Here is a 539-nt window from a genome sequence, read left to right on the forward strand (position 1 = left end):
ACGACAAACTCAACCTTTGTCTTCTGACGCTCCTTGCGTATATACATCTGTCCATCCGCTGCTGTTTGGATATGGCTGTATTCCAAATTTTCCATATCAGCGATAGCCAACCCTGTGAAGCATGAAAAGACAAACATCAGCCGTGCCAATTCCGAATCTCTGTCGTTCATCGTCATTGCCATGAGTTTCATTACATCGCTCTTTTGCAGAAAACGTATCTTCTTTTCCTCCTTCTCATACTTGGCGTTTTCAAAGGGATTGCAGCGGATAATCCTCTTGCTGACCGCACGAAACATCAGTCGACTCAACCAACAGAGGTTAGTATTGATAGTCGATGCTTTCAGCCCACGCTTTTTTAGGAAGAAACGGTATTCCTCGAACAAACTCTCCGTAATGGTGGCGATAGATATGTCTTGTACTCCTTTGTTATCGATAAATTCTCGGAGATTTCTATCAGAATAGTAAAGGGTCAGATAAGTCCCCTCTGCCCTTGACTTTCCAACGCTTTCCTTGACGGCTTGCAGTTCCGCCTTGCTCAT

Annotated in this window: 1 protein-coding gene; it reads right to left on the reverse strand. The window is 44.3% G+C overall.

From position 1 onward, the window contains the following. Positions 1 to 539, reverse strand: a 539-nt coding sequence (locus tag X919_RS0105985) for a tyrosine-type recombinase/integrase (protein ID WP_028899402.1), incomplete at both ends; no start/stop codon positions are given.

The organism is Prevotella sp. HJM029 (genome assembly GCF_000599605.1).
In the GTDB taxonomy this organism is placed as follows: domain Bacteria; phylum Bacteroidota; class Bacteroidia; order Bacteroidales; family Bacteroidaceae; genus Prevotella.